The sequence below is a fragment of the Ancylobacter sp. FA202 genome, assembly GCF_000380205.1.
GTDB lineage: Bacteria > Pseudomonadota > Alphaproteobacteria > Rhizobiales > Xanthobacteraceae > Ancylobacter.
Genome location: NZ_KB904818.1, coordinates 105,837 through 122,828, shown reverse-complemented (window position 1 = coordinate 122,828; position 16,992 = coordinate 105,837). Strand labels below are relative to the sequence as shown.

Here is a 16,992-nt window from a genome sequence, read left to right as displayed (position 1 = left end):
CGCCGGTCGACGTCTGGCCGCTTGGCCGCCACAGGGGAAGAAAGCCCCGGTGGCCGGGGCTCTCGGGTGGGGCGAGGCTACTGCGCGCCTTGCGGGACCGGGGGCTGGCCCGGCTTGGCGCCACCGGGGCCGCCCGCACCGCCGCCCGGAGGGCGCGGCTGCCCCTGCGGCGGGCGCGCCTGCGGCGGCCGGGCCTGAGCAGGGTTCGCCTGAGCAGGGTTCGCCTGCTGTGGCGGACGGGCCTGCGCCGGGTTGGCCTGCGGCGGCTTTTGCTGGCGCGGCTGTGCCGGCTCCTGACGTTGCTGCTGGCGCTGCTGCTGCTTGGCGCGCTGCTGCTCCTGCTGGGCGTCCTGCTTCTGCTGACGCTCCTGCTGGTTTTGCTGCTGCCTGGCGCGCTGCTGCTCCTGCTGGGCGTTCTGTTTCTGCTGGCGCTCCTGCTGGTTTTGCTGCTGCCTGGCGCGCTGCTGCTCCTGCTGGGCGTTCTGCTTCTGCTGGCGCTCCTGCCGGTTCTGCTGCTGCCTGGCGCGCTGCTGTTCCTGCTGGGCGTTCTGCTTTTGCTGGCGTTCCTGCTGGTTTTGCTGCTGTTTGGCGCGCTGCTGTTCCTGCTGGGCGTTCTGCTTTTGCTGGCGCTCCTGCTGGTTCTGTCCAGCCGCCGGGCCGGGGGGAGGGCCCGCCTCGGGCGCGCCATTGGGGCGCGGGGTATCGCCCGGTTGACCGGGCGGCGGCCCGGCGCGATCGGGGCCGGGACCGGGACGCACCTGCGGGGTGCCGGCGGCATCCGGACGCGGCTGGCCGGGCACCGCACCGGGCATCGGGCCGGCGTTGGGCCGCTGGCCCGGCATTCCCGGCTGCCCATCGACGGCTGCGGGGCGCGGATCGGGTCCGCCGGGGCGGCCCGCGCCGGGATGAGCGTCCGGCCCGCCCGGACGACCGGGAACGCCGCCCGGCGCGAAGCCGGTGGGGCGCGCCTTCTGCGCCCGCTCGGCGCGCTGGCGCTGCTCCGCCTGCATCCTCTCAAAGGTCTGGCGGCGCTTCTCCAGCGCCTCGCGCTGCGCCCGCTGGAAGGCATCGGCGCGCGCCTCGGCCTGCCGGCGTTCGTCGCGCAGCCCCTCCGCCCGGTCGCGCTGGAGATCGCGCACCTCGCGGCGGTAGCGGTCGGGATTCTCGAACCGCTGGTCGCGCAATTCGCGTCGGCGGTCCGGCTGCAACAGGTTCAGCAACGCCACCGAGGGGGCGAGGACGCCCGGCACGTCGCGGTCCTCGCGCACATATTGGCGGATCAGCGGGCGCCGGTCCGGCTCGATCTCGCGCACGAAGCGCGGCGGCGGGCCGCGCCGGTCGCCGAAGTCGAGGCGCGGGGCGAAGATGCCCAGCGCGTTGCTGCGCGGGTCATAGAACACGTCGTCGCGCCGTTCGACATAATAGACCTCGCGGCTGACGAGGCGCTCGCGGATCGGCGCGGCATAGACATTGGTGCCGAAGCCGCGATTGACGTAATAGCCGTCATTCCAGCTCGGCTCATAAATGTCCGGGGCGGCGCCGAGGAACACATTGATCTCGGGGATCGGCGCCACATGCACCGCGAGGTTCTCCTCGGCGATGTAGCGGTCCTCGACGAACACCCAGCTCTCCGCCACCGGCGGGGCATAATGGTCGGGCCGGCCAATCGCATAGCCGGGGCGGTCGGGAGCGATCGGGGCCCAGCCGGTCTTGCCGCCGCCGCGCCGCCACGTCACCCAGGCCGGTGCCCAGGTGTCGCCCGGCACCCAGAACCAGCCATAGGCGGGATCATAGCCCCAGCGGCCGTAATGATAGGTCGCCCAGCCGAACGGCTCGAAGGACTCCCAGTACCAGCCATAGGCGTCGGTCCACACCCAGCGGCCTTCCTGATAGGGCCGCCAGCCCGAGCCGACATCGGAGGGGATGAACACATAGCGGTAGTCGGGATGCTCGACCCAGGTGCCGAAGGCGCCCAGCTGGTCGTAGAACAAATCGACATCCATCGTCGCGCCGCCGCCCTGCGGGCCGGCCTGCGCCAGCTGGATCGGGGCGTTCTGCGCGAGGGCGGGGAGGGTGGCGACCCCGGCGAGACAGCTCGCGGCGAGTCCGGCGACGAGCATGGGGCGTTTCAGGCGAAGCATGGGCACCTCCGGCGGCTTTGCAGTGCCCTTTAACGCCCTCGCAGTGCAATGGTTTCAAATATTGGTCAGGCGCCCTGACTTGCCGATGCGGCCGAATTCATGGAGCATCGGCTCACGGCGGAAATGTGATGCCATTATGTCAGCGATACGCCGCTTCATTTTCGCGGAAAGGACAAGTAACCGGGCTGATTTATCTGGTGCTGTCCGCGCCGTTCAGCACAATGTCCTGCAAATTGCGGACGATATCGCTGCCGTCGCCGAGTAAAACCCCATCCAGCGAGCGCACCGGCCGCAGGAAACGCACGGAATTGGTCAGGAACACCGCGTCCGCCCCGGCCAGCGCCGCTGGCGCCAGCGGGCGTTCCTCAACGGCAAGACCCAGCCGTGGCGCCGCCTCGATCACCAGCGCCCGCATGATGCCCGGCAGGCAGCCTTCCGCCAGCGAGGGCGTGATCAGCCGCCCGGCGATCAGCGCGAACAGATTGGCGATGGTGGTGCAGGCGATGCGCCCCTGCGTGTTGAGGATCAGCGCGTCGTCGACCCCCGCCAGCGCCGCCTCGCGCGCGGCCAGAATATGGTCGAGATAGCCGAGCGTCTTCAGGTTCGCAGTGGGCGAGAATTCGTTGCGCCGGCCGCTCGCGGTGATGAGCCGGGCCGGCTGGCCGAGCAGGGAAGGGCTCCACGGCGCTGTCGCCACGACGAGCGTCGGCGCCCCGACGCTGGCCGGCCACAGGCCCCGCGCCGCCGTTCCCCGCGTCACCGTGGTGCGCAGGATCATCGGCGCGGGGGTAAGCGCCGCCGCCATCGCCGCCTCGATCGCGACCGCTTCGATGGTGATGCCAATCCGCTGCGCCGCCGCTACCAGTCGCGCCACATGGCGGTCGCGGGCGAAGACGACGCCGCCCAGCGCCAGCGCGGTGTCGAACACGCCGTCGCCGAGGGTGAAGCCGCGATCCTCGCTGCTGACGGTCACGCTCACGCCGCGCTCTCCCGCGCCCGCGCCAGCTTCAGAAAATTTCCCATCAGCTCGTAGCCCTGCGGGGTCAGCACGGATTCCGGGTGGAACTGCACGCCGTAAGTGGGGTGGTCGCGATGGGCGAGGCCCATGATCTCGCCATCCTCGCTCCAGGCGGTGGGGATCAGCGCCGAGCCCTCGTCCAGCTCCACCGCCAGCGAATGGTAGCGCCCCGCCGGGAAGGGCGAGGGCAGGCCGGCGAACACGTCCGAGCCGGCATGGCGCAGCTGCGAGGCGCGCCCGTGCATCGGTTCCTTCGCCCGCACCACCCGGCCGCCAAAGGCCTGGCCGATGCACTGGTGGCCGAGGCAGATGCCGAGAATGGGCAGCCTTCCCGACAGCGCCCGCACCGCCGCCAGCGAGATGCCGGCCTCGTTGGGCGAGCACGGGCCGGGCGAGATCACCAGCGCCTCGGGTGCCAGCCGCTCGATGGCGGCAAGGTCCAGCGCGTCATTGCGGGCGACTTCCACCTGCTCGCCGAGCTCGGTGAGATAGCGCGCGACGTTGAAGACGAAGCTGTCGTAATTGTCGATCAGCAGGATCACGCCAGCGCCTCCGGGGTGAAGGCGCGGAAAAGCCGCTCCGCCTTGGTCAGGCTCTCGGCGTGCTCGGCGGCGGGGTCGGAGAGGGTGGTGATGCCGCCGCCGACCCCGAAGCTGGCGCGGCCGCCTTCCACCGTCACCGTGCGGATGGCGATGTTGAAATCCATCGTGCCGTCAAAGCCGATATAGCCGATGGAGCCGCAATAGACCCCGCGCGGGCGGCCCTCCAATGCGCGGATGATCTCCATGGCGCGGATCTTCGGCGCCCCGGTGATCGAGCCGCCGGGGAAGGAGGCGGCGATCAGGTCCAGCCCGTCGCGCCCCTCGGCAAGCGTGCCCGTCACCACCGAGACGAGGTGATGCACATTGGCATAGGTCTCCAGCCCGCACAGGCGCGGCACCTTCACCGAGCCGGGCCGGCACACGCGCGAGAGATCGTTGCGCAGCAGGTCGACGATCATCACATTCTCGGCGCGGTCCTTCTCGCTGGTGGTCAGCGCCCGGCCGCGAAAGGCGTCGAGCGTCGGCTCCACCGAGCGCGGCACCGTGCCCTTGATCGGGCGGGTTTCCACCTCGGCGCCGTCGAGCTTGACGAAGCGCTCGGGCGAGGAGGAGGCGATGATCCGGTCCTCATTGACGATCAGCGCCGCGAAGGTCGCCGGGTTGGCGCGGCGCAGCTGGTCGTAGAGGGCGAGCGGGTCGACATCGCCCACTTCCGCCGCGAAGCGCTGGGTGAAATTGGCCTGGAAGATGTCGCCGGCGCGGATGTAGTCGATCACCTGACCCACCGCGCGGCGGTAGCTGGCGGCGTCGAAATTCGAGCGCCAGTCCTGCGCCAGCACCGCCGGGCCGAGCGGGGCTTCGGGCACCGCCAGCAGCGCGCTGGCTTGCGTGAGCCGCTCGCGGGCGCGGCGGGCGCGGCGGGCGGGGTCGCTCTCCGGCCAGCCGGTGGAGATGAGGAAGGCGCGCTCGGCCACGACGTCGAAGGCGATGACGAGGTCGTAGAAGCCGAGATCGACCTCCGGCCCCTCGCCGGGCTCGGGCTGCGCGGTGGGAAAGCGGTCGAACAGCCGGCCGGCCTCATAGGCGATATAGCCGGCCGCACCGGCCTGGAAGGCGGCGTCGCCCGGCAGGCGGGGCTGCGCATAGGCCTTCAGCCGGGCGCGCAGCGCCTCCAGCGGCGCCCCGGCCTCGCGCTCGCCATTCCAGCGCGGCACGCCCGCTTCCACCCGAAAGCGACCGAAGGGCTCGGCCATGAGATAGGACCAGCGCCCGAGCACGGGGTGGCGCATCGCGCTGTCGAGGAAGGTCAGTCCCGGCACGACCGTGCCCTCGCGGCGGCCGAGCCGGCGCGCAGCCTGCCACGGCTCCTGCCAGGCGATTTCGACGACGAGGGGCGGCGGCTGCTGAATCATGCACGGAATATGGAACGTCGCGGCGCGGCTTCCTAGAGCGGCGATGCGCGTGGTGCTGTCGGCGGCCGGATTTCGCTGCAGCGCGGCCTTTTCTAGTCCAAAGAGCCACTTGACGCTGGGTTGCGCGGGTGCTGGCCTTAGCGCCCATCAAAATGCTGCCTGCGAGACGCGGGCAGCCAACACAGCAAACATGATCAATAAGTCTCGGGAGGGACATATGAGGACTTTCAAGGGTGCCGCCGCCGCTCTGGCCGCGCTGACGCTCGCCGTCCTGCCGCTGTCTGCAGCGCAGGCGCAGGATTTCCCGAACCGTCCGGTGACCATGGTCGTGCCGTTCTCGGCCGGCGGCCCCACCGACACGGTGGCGCGGCTGATCGCCGAGTCGATGTCGCGCACCCTCGGCCAGCAGGTTGTGGTGGAGAATGTCGGCGGCGCCGGCGGCACGCGCGGCGCCGGGCAGGTGGCGAAGGCCACCCCCGACGGCTACACGGTTCTTCTCCACCATATCGGCCAGGCGACCGCCGCCACGCTGTACCGCAAGCTGCCCTATAATGTGCTGACCGATTTCGAGGAGGTCGGCCTCGTCACCGACGTGCCGATGACCGTGATCGGCAAATCGACGCTGGAGCCCAAGGACGCCGCCGAGCTGATCGCCTATGTGAAGGCGAACAAGGACGCGGTGATCTACGGCAATGCCGGCGTCGGCTCGGCCTCGCATCTGTGCGGCATGCTGTTCATGTCGGCGCTGGGCACGCAGATGACCACCGTTCCCTATCAGGGCACGGGCCCGGCGATGAACGACCTCGTCGGCGGGCAGATCGACCTCCTGTGCGACCAGACCACCAACACGACAGGCCAGATCAAGGCCGGCAAGGTGAAGGCCTATGGCGTCACCACCAAGACCCCGGTGAAGTCGCTGCCCAATCTCCCGACCCTCGACTCCGCCGGCCTGCCCGGCTTCGAAGTGGCGGTGTGGCACGGCATGTACGCGCCCAAGGGCACGCCCAAGGCCGAGATCGACAAGCTGAACGCCGCCCTCGTCGCCGCGCTGCAGGACCCCAAGGTCATTTCCCGCTTCGCCGATCTCGGCACCGAGCCGGTGGCGCTGGAGCGCGCCACGCCGGAGGTGCACCAGAAGTTCCTTGAGGCGGAAGTCGCCAAGTGGAAGCCGGTGATCGAGCAGGCCGGCGTGTTCGCCGACTGACGCGCCTGCCCATCCTCCCGCCGGTCCGCCGCCCAGCGCGCGGGCCGGCGCTTCACGTCCCGGCCGCGGAAAAGGTGCCATGACGCGCTTTGTCAAAAATCCGAAGGAGGTCGCCAGCGGCCTCCTGATCGTGTTCCTGGCGGCCTTCTTCGCCTGGCAGGCGATGGGCCTGCCCATGGGGCGCGCCATTCGCATGGGGCCGGGCTATTTCCCGATGATCCTGGCGGGTTTGCTTGGTCTCCTTGGCCTGATCGTCCTTCTCACTGGACTCACTCTCCACCCGGTTAAGGAGGAAAACGAGGCGCAGAAGATCGGTTTTCGGCGCTGGCCATGGGTGCCGCTCGGGCTGGTGACGCTCGCGGTGGTTGTGTTCGGCCTCGGCATCCGCCCGCTGGGCCTCGGCCCGTCCATGGGGCTGGCGGTGTTCCTCTCGACGCTGGCGAGCCGGCGCTTCAAGCTGACCACGGCGCTGGCCTCCTCCTTCATCATGGTCGCCTTTTCCTGGGCGGTGTTCATCAAGGGCCTCGGCCTGCCGCTGCCCATGCTGGGCCCGTGGCTCGGCGGTTACTGAGGAAGCGCAAGTCCATGGAAATCTTTGACAATCTCGCCCTCGGCTTCTCCGTCGCGATCACCTTCCAGAACATTTTCTACTGCTTTATCGGCGTGCTTCTGGGCACGCTGATCGGCGTTCTGCCGGGCCTCGGGCCGGTGCCGACCATCGCCATGCTGCTGCCGATCACCTTCGGCCTGCCGCCGGTTTCGGCGCTGATCATGCTGTCGGGCATCTATTACGGCGCGCAATATGGCGGCTCGACCACGGCGATCCTGATCAACCTGCCGGGCGAGAGCTCATCGGTCGTCACCGCCATTGACGGCTACCAGATGGCGCGCCAGGGCCGCGCCGGCGCGGCACTCGCCACCGCCGCCATCGGCTCGTTCTTCGCCGGATCGGTCGCCACTTTCCTGCTCGCCGTCTTCGCGCCGCCGCTCGCCGACCTCGCTTTGAAGTTCGGCCCGCCGGAGTATTTTGCGCTGATGGTTCTAGGGCTTGTCGCTTCCGTCGCGCTGGCTTCGGGCTCGGTGGTGAAGGCGCTGGCGATGGTGGTTCTGGGCATTTTGCTCGGGCTGTCCGGCCAGGATGTCTACACCGGCACCCCGCGCTTCACCTTCGACATGCTGGAGCTGGCGGATGGCATCGAGTTCGTGGCGCTGGCCATGGGCGTGTTCGGCATTGGCGAGATCGTGCGCAACCTGGAGGATGAGCACACCCGCACCGTCATGGTGCAGAAGGTGAAGGGCCTGCTGCTCTCGAAGGACGATATCAAGCGCATCATCGGCCCGATCCTGCGCGGCACCTTTCTAGGTTCGTTCCTGGGCATCCTGCCGGGCGGCGGTGCGATTCTCTCCTCCTTCGCCGCCTATTCGATCGAGAAGAAGATTTCCCGCCACCCTGAGAAGTTCGGCAAGGGCGCCATTGAGGGCGTTGCGGGGCCGGAGGCGGCCAACAATGCCGGCGCTCAGACCTCCTTCATCCCCATGCTAACGCTGGGTATTCCGTCCAACCCCGTCATGGCGCTGATGATTGGCGCGCTTATCATCCAGGGAATCGTGCCGGGTCCGAATGTGGTGAACGAGCAGCCGAGCCTGTTCTGGGGCATCATCGCGTCGATGTGGATCGGCAATCTGATGCTGGTGGTGCTGAACCTGCCGCTGATCGGGATCTGGGTCCGGCTGCTCACCGTGCCCTACCACATCCTGTTCCCGCTGATCGTCGGCTTCTGCTGCATCGGCGTCTACAGCGTGAACAACAACGCCATCGACGTGTTCACCATGGCCGTGTTCGGAGTGGTCGGCTACGTGCTGGTCAAGCTGGACTGCGAGCCCGCGCCGCTGCTGCTCGGCTTCATCATCGGGCCGATGCTGGAGGAATATCTGCGCCGCGCCATGCTGATCTCGCGCGGCGATCCCACGGTATTCTTCACCCGACCGATCTCCGCCACTATGCTTGGGCTGGCGATTCTCGCGCTGGTCGTCGTGTTGCTGCCCTCGGTGCGCAAGAAGCGCGAGGAGGCGTTCCAGGAGTAGCGGGCAGGTCGCCTCTCGGGCTGGCCTGTGGAAAGATCGGGAAGCCGGGCTGTCCCTATGGACACACCCATAGGCCTCTGCTACACGACCCCCCGTCCGCAAGGCCACGGTCTGCGGCGGGGGCGCATAGCTCAGTTGGTAGAGCAGCTGACTCTTAATCAGCGGGTCCTAGGTTCGAGCCCTAGTGCGCCCACCAAACTCCGATCCTTCGGAGTTTTGGCGGAAACCGAGACGAAGCCAACTTCGTCCATCCCCTGTCTTCATCCGTGTCCGGCGGCGCGTCGCATCTTAAAGCGGCGTGGGGCCAGCGGGTTATCCGGCCAGGATAGTCTCCACCCAAGCGCCCGAGGGCGTGGCCGGGCAGGGGGGCTGCACGGCGGACGGGGTCCCGGCGATCCCGGCCGTTCCGCTCGGGAGGGCGACATGATCGACCAATCTTCCATGCTCTGTGCCCATTGCCAGCGTTGCGGGCGGCGTTCTGTGCTGGGCCGCGTCGATGCGGCCTCGCTGGCGCCCCCGGCTGAGGGGGAGGCGCCGCCGCGTCTGCGCTGCGACATGTGCGGGGGGCGGCAGGTGAAGCTGTTCAACGCCAATGGGCCGGTGGAAATGCTCGCCTTTCTTAACGGGCGCATCTGAGCGCAGCGAGGCGCCCCGTCCCTCGAACGAAAGTGCGGCTTGCGCGTTAGGCCTTCAAACAGGCGAACAGGCGAGAGCACACGATGGCTAATCCCACTAATGACTACGGCTCCTCCAATCGCGGACCGTTCAGCGAAGGCGGTTCCTCCGGCCAGGGCACGTCGGGCGGGCCGGGTGGCCAGTCCTCCAGCGGCGTCGGCGGATCGCACGCATCCGCCTCGGCGCAGGGCGAGCGCATAGGGTCACGCGCTTCCGACAGCGTCGCCCGAGCGACGGTCGGGCAGGAGCCAATTCAGCGCTACTCATTTCGCGCATTGGTTGCAATGGGCCTGATCGGCTTTGCCGTCGGCCGCCTTTGCTCCCGCTGATACCCCGCGCCTGCCATGGCCAAGCCAGCGGACCATTTCGGAACTCAACATGCAGACCCTGACCGTCCGACACGTCACACAATACACTTACGCGAACCCAGTCACTTTCCAGCCGCACCGGCTGATGCTGCGCCCGCGCGACAGCCATGACCTGAGGTTGGTGGGTGCTAACATCTCGCTGTTTCCGCACGGAAATATTCGCTGGATGCACGACGTGTTCGGCAATTCCGTCGCGGTGGTCGACTTTGTCGAACCATCGGATGAATTGAAGATTGAGAGTCTGCTCACGCTGGAGCGCTATGGCCTTGGCGGGCTCGACTTCGAGATTGAGGAGAGCGCGACTTCCTACCCGTTCGTCTATTCCCCGGATGACCGCATTGATCTCGGCCGCATGCTGGATCCGCATCATCCCGACCCGCAGGGCGAACTGGAAGCCTGGGCGAAGGGGTTCATCGCCGCGCGGCCGACCGACACCATGGCCCTGCTGACGGATATCAATAACAGCATCCACAAGGGTTTCAGCTATAATCTCCGCTTCGAGGAAGGTACCCAGCCGCCGCTGGAGACGCTGCGGCTGGGCACGGGCTCCTGCCGTGACTTCGCGCTGCTGCTGATCGAGACGGCGCGGGCTCTCGGCTTCGGAGCGCGCTTCGTCACCGGCTATCTCTATGATCCCGCCCTCGACGGCGGCGACTCCGCTCTAGTTGGCGCTGGCGCCACTCATGCGTGGGCGGACATCTACCTGCCCGGCGCCGGATGGGTCGAGTTCGATCCCACCAACGGCACGATTGCTGCCGATAACCTCATCCGCGTCGCGGTGACCCGCGATCCGAGCCAGGCGGTGCCTGTGGCGGGTGGGTTCACCGGACTGACGGGTGATTATCTCGGCATGAGTGTCGACGTGTCCGTGCGCTGCGTGCGGCCGGAAGAGCCGCTGGCGGCGTAGCGGCAACGCTTCCCATAAAAAGGCCCGCCAGTTGGCGGGCCTTTTGTTGCTTTGAGAGGGGAAGAACGCTCAGGCGCCCGCATTCTCCAGCGTCGGATAATCCGTGTACCCCTTGGCACCGCCGCCGTAGAGGTGGTCGCGGTCCAGCTCATTGAAGGCGACGCCACGGCGCAGGCGTTCCACGGCGTCCGGCGACGAAATAAAGGCCTTGCCGAAGGCGACGAGGTCGGCCTTGCCGGTCGCGACCACCTCTTCCGCCATCGCCTTGTCGTAGCCGTTGTTCACCATCCACGCGCCGCTGTAGCGGGCGCGCAGGGCCGCGAAGTCGAAATCCGGAACAATGTCGCGCGGGCCGCCGGTGGCGCCTTCGATCATGTGGACATAGACCGGGTGCAGACTTTCGACGACGTCCATCACATGACTGAACAACGCCTGCGGATCACTGTCCGCGAGATCATTGGCCGGCGTAACGGGGGATAGCCGCAAACCGGTTCGCGCGGCGCCAATCTCGCCGATCACGGCCGCCAGTACTTCCTTCAGGAACCGGGTGCGGTTCTCGATCGAGCCGCCATAGGCGTCCGTGCGCTTGTTGGCGCCGTCACGCAGGAACTGGTCGATCAGATAGCCATTGGCGCCGTGGATCTCGACACCATCGAAGCCGGCGAGGATGGCGTTGGCCGCCGCCTGGCGGAAGTCTTCGACGATGCCGGGGATTTCGTCCAGCGTCAGCGCGCGCGGCTCGTCGACCTCGGCGAAGCCATTATTCGCATAGGTCTTGGTGTTGGCGCGAAGCGCGGAAGGAGCGAGAGGGGCGGCACCGTCCGGCTGCAGCGAACGGAGCGAGACGCGTCCGACATGCCACAGCTGCACGAAGATGTGCCCGCCGGCAGAATGCACGGCGTCGGTGATTTTCTTCCAACCTTCGATCTGCGCCTGCGTGAACAGGCCGGGCGTATCCTGGTAGCCCTGCGCGGTCGCGGAGATCTGCGTCGCCTCGGTGATGATGAGGCCGGCGGTGGCACGCTGGCGATAATACTCAACCGCGAGCGGCGAGGGGACGAGGCCGGCGCCGGCGCGGTTGCGCGTCAGCGGGGCCATGACGATACGGTTGGCGAGGATGATGTCGCCGAGGCGATACGTGTCGAAAAGGGATTTCGTGACAGCCAAGATGCGCTCCTGTCGAAGAAGGGCCCGTAGGTGAGTAAGGGCGTTGGAGCGCACTTAAGCATCGGATCGGCCGTTCCAAGTGCCGGAACGCACGATGGCGCTGAATGTGCGAGCGGTCCGGCGGCGCGGTTCTGGGCGTGGCCTGCAATTTTGGGCGGCATGCTCTAGAAGGGGAGGCCGGGCAAACGGGGCCTACCGCATGATCGACATCGCCACTCGCGTTTACAATCACACATGGAAGATCGACCCGATCGTCCGCTCCGTGCTCGACACGGATTTTTACAAGCTCCTGATGGCGCAGACGATCTACCGTCGGCATTTCCACACCCGCGTCACCTTCGGCATCATCAACCGGACGAAGAGCGTGCGAATCGCCGACTTCGTCGACGAGGGCGAACTCCGCGAGCAGCTCGACCATGTGCGGACATTGTCGCTGACGCGCGGGGAATCGACCTGGCTGCGTGGCAACATGTTCTACGGCAAGCGGCAGATGTTCTCGCCGGACTTCATCGCCTGGCTGGAGACGTTTCGTTTCCCCGCCTATCACCTCGAAAAGCGCGACGGGCAGTATGAGCTGACCTTCGAGGGACCGTGGATCGAGACCACGATGTGGGAGATCCCGGCGCTCGCCATCATCAATGAGCTGCGCTCGCGCGCGGTGCTGCGCAGCATGGGCCGTTTCGAGCTGCAGGTGCTGTATGCCCGCGCGATGACCCGCGTGTGGGAGAAGGTCGAGCGGCTGAAGGCGCTGGGCGGCGCGGGCGTCGCCGATTTTGGCACCCGCCGGCGGCACGGCTTCCTCTGGCAGGACTGGTGCGTGCAGGCGATGATGGAAGGGCTGGGCGAGCGCTTCCTCGGCACTTCGAACTGCCTGATTGCGCTGCGGCGCGAGGTGGAGGCCACCGGCACCAACGCGCATGAACTTCCCATGGTCTATGCCGCCCTCGCGGAAACCGACGCCGAACTCGCGCAGGCTCCCTACAGGGTGCTCGCCGACTGGCAGCAGGACTATGAGGGCAATCTGCTGGTGATCCTGCCCGACACGTTCGGCACCAGCCATTTCCTGGCGCTGGCGCCGGACTGGGTGGCCGGCTGGACCGGTATCCGCATCGACAGCAAGGACCCGATCGAGGGCGGCGAGGAGGCGCTGCGCTGGTGGCGGGCACGGGGGCAGGACCCGACGCAGAAGCTGGCTATCTTCTCGGACGCCCTCGATATTGGCGACATTGAACGAATCTACCGCCACTTCCAGGGCCGCCTGCGGATGGGCTTCGGCTGGGGCACGCTGCTGACCAATGATTTTCGCGGCTTCGCGCCTGAGGGCCGACTCGACCCGATTTCCATTGTCTGCAAGGTCATCTCGGCCGATGGGCGCCCGACCGTGAAGCTCTCCGACAACCCTACCAAGGCAATGGGACCGCCCGAGGAACTGGCGCGCTACCAGCGAATTTTCGGCGCGCAGAACGCGCCAGCGCGGGCGGTGCTGGTGTAGGGGCGTAAACCCAGCACCCACAACTTATTGCATCCATTGGGCTAATTTGATGAGGAGCTCGCCGGGCGAGGCCAAGAGTTGCCGCAATCTTTGTTCATAAGGAAATTTCCGGCATGTGACATTCTTGCATCAAGGTGCAAAGTGCCGGTAAGTTGTCACCCGTCGCATACGAAGGCGGTTTACGGAACTCGGTCGCGGGCCTTCGGGCGCCGGCCCGAATGGACTGGAAGAACGCATGCGAAGTGGTCAGCGCCGCACTCTTGAGCTGGCTGTCAGTGCCCCCGGGCACTGCCGGCGCGTGCACCGTGCCGACGCTTCCGCCCCTACGGTTTCTTCCGTTCTTTCCCGCCTTTTCCCCGTAGCGTAGAGTTCCCGCGTCATGCCAACGTCATCGCAGCAGCCGCGCGGAACCGGGCTCTCCTCCTCTCTGATTTCCGATTTCCGGACCATCGTCAGCTCCCTCGAGCAGGAAAAAGCCGAACGGCATGGTGCTGACGCCGAGGCGCCGCCCGCCGCGCGCCCGGACAAGGGCAGCGAACCGCGCTCAATGGGCGATGTGCGCAGCCGCCTCGCGGCTCTGGGCGATATGAGCGATCTGATTTCCGCCCGCCCGGCGGTGGCGCGGCCGGAAACCGGGGGGGGCTCCAGTTCCGATTCGGCCCAGGCGGCCCGCCGGCGCAGCTTCGGAAGCTCGGCGCGCCAGCCGGGAGAGGCTGAGACGCGGCGAAAGCGCAACGCTTCCAAGGATGTCATCACATGGCAACGGCTTGGTGTGCTTGCCGTCTTCATGGCGGTGGTTGGCGGCGGCGCCGTCCTGCTGCAATCTTTGGCCGCCCGCGAGGAGGCGAAGGTGGCCCCCGAGGTGATTGGCAACGCCGCCGTGGCCAGTGTCGCGCCCTCGGCCGTCCCGCCTGAATTGGGCGTTGGCCCGGCCACCGCCGTTGCGCTGGTCGAAGTGGCGCCCGCCGCACCGACGCCCGCAGCCTCCTCCGCCCTCGTCAATGCCTTGCCGGGCAACAGCATCCCGCCCGTCTTGCGCAATGCGGCGACGCCGCTCGACGCGGCTGACGACTCTCTGCCCGTTACTGCCTTCGCAGCGCCCGAGGCGGGCGTCGGGCCGCTATCGGCCCCGGTGGTTCCGGAGGCGGTGGAGGCCGAGCCGGCCGTCGCTTCGATCGAGCTTACGGCGGCTCCCGCGCCGGCGGCGCTGCCGAAAGAGGTGCCCCTGCCGCCTTCGCGCGCGCGCGAACGTCAGGTCGCGGCCCTTGCAGCACCGCCCGCGGAGGCCCAGCCCGCAGCCCCGGCGGAGACCGCCGAGGAAGGCGATACGCCCGCAGGGTTCGGAGGTGAGCCGATTGGCATGGCCGTGACGCGCCGTCCCGTCACTATGCGTGCCGCGCCGAAACGCGGTGCGGCAGCCATCGGTAATCTGCCGGCGGGCCAGAAGGTGGAACTCGTCGTCTGCCAGCAATGGTGCGAGATCATCGTCGAGGGCAAGCGTGTCTTTGTCTATAAGAGCTTCATTGATACGGGCGGTACGGCGGGTTCCGCCGCCGCTGCGGAAGGCGCCGGCGCAGCCGCCGGGGCCGACGAGGCCGCTGCTGCCGAGTGAGCGCCGTCGGTAACAGGTTGAAGCAATTAGTGAAGCCTTTGGCGCGGCTTTGCGATTCGGCCTCTCTCGCCACGCTTGGGGGCGCGTGTTAGACCCCCGACGACGAATTCAGTAGAGAAAGGATATGCGCGCATGGTTCAGGACCCGGGCGGGGCTGCGATGCCCGTTCGCGTCGGCGTCGTCGGCGTCGGCATCATGGGTTACAACCACGCCCGCGTGCTCACCGACCTGCCGGGCGCCGAGCTAGTCGGCATTGCCGATCCGGATGCCGGCCAGCGCGAGAAGGTAGCGGCGCTCCTTGGGTGCCGGGCCTTTGCCAGCCTTGACGAGTTGGTGGCGGAAGGGGCCGACGCGCTGGTCATCGCTGCTCCCACGCATCTGCACCACGATGTCGCGCTCGCCGCCATCCATGCCGGCATGCATGTGCTGGTCGAAAAGCCGATTGCGCCCAGTGTCGCCGAGGCGGAAGCAATCGTCGCCGCTGCCAAGGCCAAGGGCGTGGCGCTGGTGGTCGGACATGTCGAGCGGTTCAATCCGGCGGTCGAAGCCGTGAAGAACGCCATTCGCGACGAGGAGATACTCTCCATCGCCATCACCCGCGTCGGACCGTTTCCGCCGCGCATGTCGAATGTCGGCGTGGTGATCGATCTCGCGGTACACGACATCGACCTCATCTGCCATTTCACCGGCTCGTACATCACCGAGGTGCAGCCGCAGGTGAAGGCGGCGGTGGCCGCGCGCGAGGATATCGCGCTGCTGCAGTTCCGTACCGCCAATGGCGTGCTGGCGCATATCAACACCAACTGGCTGACGCCGTTCAAGGCACGCACCGTGCATGTCGCCACCCGCAAGAAATACGTGATCGGCGATCTGCTCACGCGGCAGGTGACCGAGTATTTCGACTACAAGCCGGATGGAAGCTATTCGATGCGCCACCTTCCGGTGGCCTATGCCGAGCCGCTTCGCCTTGAGTTGCTGCGGTTCCTGGATGCCGTGCGCGGCGGCTCAGCCCCGGCCGTGACGGGCGAGGACGGCGTGGCCGCCATCGCCACGGCGATGCGCTGCCTCGAAGCGCTGGAGCCAACACCGACAGAGCCGATGCCCGCCGAGCCGATGCCTTTGCGCGCCAGCGTGGCTTGAGAGGAAAAGTGATGAATTCGCATGTGAAGACCGAGCTGGCGCCGATTCCGTTCGTCGATATCGCTGCCCAGCGGGCACGGCTGGGCAGCCGGATCGATGATGCGGTGGCGAAGGTGCTCACCCATTGCCGGTTCATCAACGGGCCAGAGGTGACGGAGTTCGAGCATCAGCTCGCCGCCTTCGCCGGTGCGAAGCACGCCATCGCCTGCTCCAGTGGCACGGACGCCTTGGCCATGATCCTCATGGCTTGGGGCGTGAAGGCGGGCGATGCCGTGTTCTGCCCCGCCTTCACCTTCTGCGCGACGGCCGAGGTGGTGCCGTGGGTGGGCGCAACTCCGATCTTCGTGGATATTCTCGAAGACACCTTCAACATGGACCCGGCGAGCCTGGAGGCTGCCATCGCGGTGGCTAAGCGCGAGGGCCTGACGCCGAAGGTTGTGGTGCCGGTCGATCTGTTCGGTCAGCCCGCCGACATGGACGCCATCGAGGCCATCGCCAAGGCGAATGGCCTCAAGGTGCTGTGCGACACGGCGCAGGGCTTTGGCGCCACTTGGAACGGCCGGCGAACCGGCTCCCTCGGCGATGCCACCGCCACCAGCTTCTTCCCCGCCAAGCCGCTCGGCTGCTATGGCGATGGCGGTGCGGTGCTGACCGATGACGACGTGCTGCTGCCGATCTTGAAGAGCGTGCGCGAGCATGGCCAGGGCGTCGACAAATACGAGAATGTGCGCCTCGGCATGACCGGCCGGCTCGATACCATCCAGGCGGCGGTGCTGATCGAAAAGCTGGCGATCTTCGAGGACGAGATCGCCGCCCGCCAGCGCGTCGCCGAGCGCTACAGCGCGGCGCTGGGCGATATCTGCACAGTGCCGGCCGTCGATCCGCGCGCCACATCGGTCTGGGCCCAGTATACGATCCGGCTGCCGCACGGCGTGCGCGACGGGCTGGCTGCGGCGCTGCAGAAGGACGGCGTGCCGACTGCCGTCTATTATCGCCTTCCGATGCACCGCCAGCCGGCCTATGCGCAGTTCCCCATTGCAGGCAACGGCCTGCCGGTGTGCGAGCGCCTGGCGGGCGAGGTGATCAGCCTGCCCATGCATCCCTATCTCGACGACGCCGCCCAGGAGCGCGTCATCGCGGCGGTGCGGCGCGCGCTCAGCGCCTGATATCCGGCGGGACTGGCGAGGTGCGGGCGGGGAGGCTAGCTTTCCGCCCGCACTTGCTTCCGG

14 protein-coding genes and 1 tRNA gene are annotated in these 16,992 nt (G+C 67.5%); 10 read left to right on the top strand and 5 right to left on the bottom strand.

The window, feature by feature from the left end:
• Positions 1-77: 77 nt before the first annotated feature.
• The 4 genes from A3M1_RS25505 to pabB form a co-directional block, all read right to left on the bottom strand.
• Positions 78-2,141, bottom strand: coding sequence for a DUF6600 domain-containing protein (locus A3M1_RS25505; RefSeq protein ID WP_026221064.1), 2,064 nt, complete (start codon positions 2,139-2,141; stop codon positions 78-80).
• 190 nt (positions 2,142-2,331) lie between these two features.
• Positions 2,332-3,120, bottom strand: coding sequence for an aminotransferase class IV (locus A3M1_RS0100470; RefSeq protein ID WP_018386980.1), 789 nt, complete (start codon positions 3,118-3,120; stop codon positions 2,332-2,334).
• Positions 3,117-3,701 carry an aminodeoxychorismate/anthranilate synthase component II gene (locus tag A3M1_RS0100465; protein ID WP_018386979.1) on the bottom strand — a complete coding sequence of 195 codons (585 nt, stop codon included), beginning with the start codon at positions 3,699-3,701 and terminating at the stop codon, positions 3,117-3,119. Before A3M1_RS0100465 ends, A3M1_RS0100470 begins: the two co-directional genes overlap by 4 nt.
• Positions 3,698-5,113, bottom strand: a complete 1,416-nt coding sequence (pabB, locus tag A3M1_RS0100460; protein ID WP_018386978.1) for an aminodeoxychorismate synthase component I — start codon at positions 5,111-5,113, stop codon at positions 3,698-3,700. The genes A3M1_RS0100465 and pabB overlap by 4 nt, the downstream gene beginning before the upstream one ends.
• 217 nt (positions 5,114-5,330) lie before the next feature.
• On the opposite strand from pabB, the gene A3M1_RS0100455 reads away from it, so the two are divergent.
• The 6 genes from A3M1_RS0100455 to A3M1_RS0100430 all read left to right on the top strand — a co-directional run bounded on the left by A3M1_RS0100455 (position 5,331) and on the right by A3M1_RS0100430 (position 10,352).
• Entirely contained in the window at positions 5,331-6,317 is a 987-nt protein-coding gene (locus A3M1_RS0100455) for a tripartite tricarboxylate transporter substrate binding protein BugD (protein WP_018386977.1), read from the top strand.
• 79 nt (positions 6,318-6,396) lie between these two features.
• The gene (locus A3M1_RS0100450; protein WP_018386976.1) at positions 6,397-6,888 is read left to right on the top strand and encodes a tripartite tricarboxylate transporter TctB family protein; all 492 of its coding nucleotides are present in this window, start codon (positions 6,397-6,399) and stop codon (positions 6,886-6,888) included.
• A 14-nt stretch (positions 6,889-6,902) separates the two neighbouring features.
• On the top strand, positions 6,903-8,402 hold the full coding sequence (locus A3M1_RS0100445; RefSeq protein WP_018386975.1) for a tripartite tricarboxylate transporter permease: 1,500 nt from the start codon (positions 6,903-6,905) through the stop codon (positions 8,400-8,402).
• 120 nt (positions 8,403-8,522) lie between these two features.
• Positions 8,523-8,598 (top strand) — tRNA-Lys (locus A3M1_RS0100440).
• Between the two features lie 227 nt (positions 8,599-8,825).
• Positions 8,826-9,038, top strand: coding sequence for a hypothetical protein (locus A3M1_RS0100435; RefSeq protein ID WP_018386974.1), 213 nt, complete (start codon positions 8,826-8,828; stop codon positions 9,036-9,038).
• Between the two features lie 417 nt (positions 9,039-9,455).
• Positions 9,456-10,352 carry a transglutaminase family protein gene (locus A3M1_RS0100430; RefSeq protein WP_026221063.1) on the top strand — a complete coding sequence of 299 codons (897 nt, stop codon included), beginning with the start codon at positions 9,456-9,458 and terminating at the stop codon, positions 10,350-10,352.
• 69 nt (positions 10,353-10,421) lie between these two features.
• Here the strand turns inward: A3M1_RS0100430 and A3M1_RS0100425 are convergent, their stop codons facing one another.
• Positions 10,422-11,519: an alkene reductase gene (locus A3M1_RS0100425; protein ID WP_018386972.1), complete on the bottom strand. Its 1,098-nt coding sequence runs from the start codon at positions 11,517-11,519 to the stop codon at positions 10,422-10,424.
• A 199-nt stretch (positions 11,520-11,718) separates the two neighbouring features.
• Between A3M1_RS0100425 and pncB the strand changes: the two genes are divergently transcribed.
• The 4 genes from pncB (at position 11,719) to A3M1_RS0100405 (ending at position 16,929) form a co-directional block, all read left to right on the top strand.
• Positions 11,719-13,011: a nicotinate phosphoribosyltransferase gene (pncB, locus tag A3M1_RS0100420; protein WP_018386971.1), complete on the top strand. Its 1,293-nt coding sequence runs from the start codon at positions 11,719-11,721 to the stop codon at positions 13,009-13,011.
• Between the two features lie 379 nt (positions 13,012-13,390).
• A complete protein-coding gene (locus tag A3M1_RS0100415) occupies positions 13,391-14,623 on the top strand; it encodes an SH3 domain-containing protein (RefSeq protein WP_018386970.1) in 1,233 nt (410 codons plus the stop codon).
• Positions 14,624-14,755: 132 nt separating this feature from the next.
• Positions 14,756-15,763, top strand: coding sequence for a Gfo/Idh/MocA family protein (locus A3M1_RS0100410; RefSeq protein WP_018386969.1), 1,008 nt, complete (start codon positions 14,756-14,758; stop codon positions 15,761-15,763).
• A gap of 11 nt (positions 15,764-15,774) precedes the next feature.
• Complete coding sequence (locus A3M1_RS0100405) at positions 15,775-16,929, top strand: DegT/DnrJ/EryC1/StrS aminotransferase family protein (protein WP_018386968.1); 1,155 nt, start codon at positions 15,775-15,777, stop codon at positions 16,927-16,929.
• The last annotated feature ends 63 nt before the right edge of the window (positions 16,930-16,992 follow it).

Excerpts from the sequence above, each read along its gene's own strand:
- A3M1_RS0100405 (WP_018386968.1), top strand. The coding sequence starts at position 15,775 with ATGAATTCGCATGTGAAGACCGAGCTGGCGCCGATTCCGTTCGTCGAT.
- pabB (WP_018386978.1), bottom strand. The coding sequence starts at position 5,113 with ATGATTCAGCAGCCGCCGCCCCTCGTCGTCGAAATCGCCTGGCAGGAG.
- A3M1_RS0100415 (WP_018386970.1), top strand. The coding sequence starts at position 13,391 with ATGCCAACGTCATCGCAGCAGCCGCGCGGAACCGGGCTCTCCTCCTCT.
- pncB (WP_018386971.1), top strand. The coding sequence starts at position 11,719 with ATGATCGACATCGCCACTCGCGTTTACAATCACACATGGAAGATCGAC.
- A3M1_RS25505 (WP_026221064.1), bottom strand. The coding sequence starts at position 2,141 with ATGCTTCGCCTGAAACGCCCCATGCTCGTCGCCGGACTCGCCGCGAGC.
- A3M1_RS0100445 (WP_018386975.1), top strand. The coding sequence starts at position 6,903 with ATGGAAATCTTTGACAATCTCGCCCTCGGCTTCTCCGTCGCGATCACC.
- A3M1_RS0100450 (WP_018386976.1), top strand. The coding sequence starts at position 6,397 with ATGACGCGCTTTGTCAAAAATCCGAAGGAGGTCGCCAGCGGCCTCCTG.
- A3M1_RS0100410 (WP_018386969.1), top strand. The coding sequence starts at position 14,756 with ATGGTTCAGGACCCGGGCGGGGCTGCGATGCCCGTTCGCGTCGGCGTC.
- A3M1_RS0100430 (WP_026221063.1), top strand. The coding sequence starts at position 9,456 with ATGCAGACCCTGACCGTCCGACACGTCACACAATACACTTACGCGAAC.
- A3M1_RS0100435 (WP_018386974.1), top strand. The coding sequence starts at position 8,826 with ATGATCGACCAATCTTCCATGCTCTGTGCCCATTGCCAGCGTTGCGGG.
- A3M1_RS0100455 (WP_018386977.1), top strand. The coding sequence starts at position 5,331 with ATGAGGACTTTCAAGGGTGCCGCCGCCGCTCTGGCCGCGCTGACGCTC.